Source organism: Pseudoalteromonas sp. SIMBA_162, from assembly GCF_046535955.1.
Lineage (GTDB): Bacteria > Pseudomonadota > Gammaproteobacteria > Enterobacterales > Alteromonadaceae > Pseudoalteromonas > Pseudoalteromonas marina.
The window spans coordinates 1-275 of record NZ_JAWJBQ010000340.1 but is presented as its reverse complement, the minus strand read 5'-3'; the positions used below and the strand labels follow the sequence as shown (position 1 = coordinate 275).

The window sequence follows — 275 nt, the reverse complement described above, 5'->3', positions numbered from 1 at the left end:
AGCGACGCGCACCTACGGCGACCTGATTCCGCAGCAGCAGCGCGGCAAGCGGCTGAGTGCGGTCAAGGAGCCGATCGGCGTCGTCGCCGCGATCACGCCGTGGAATTTCCCGCTCGCGATGATCGCGCGCAAGATCGCGCCCGCGCTCGCGGCCGGCTGTACGGTCGTCGCGAAGCCGGCGGAAGACACGCCGCTCACCGCGCTCGCGCTCGCCTTCCTCGCGCAGGAAGCCGGCGTGCCGCCCGGCGTGCTGAACATGATCGCCGCGTCGCGTG

Annotated in this window: 1 protein-coding gene; it reads left to right on the top strand. The window is 72.0% G+C overall.

Annotated features, from left to right (window positions below):
* On the top strand, nucleotides 1–275 hold a 275-nt coding region (locus tag R0J88_RS19945), incomplete at both ends, for an aldehyde dehydrogenase family protein (protein WP_410900868.1).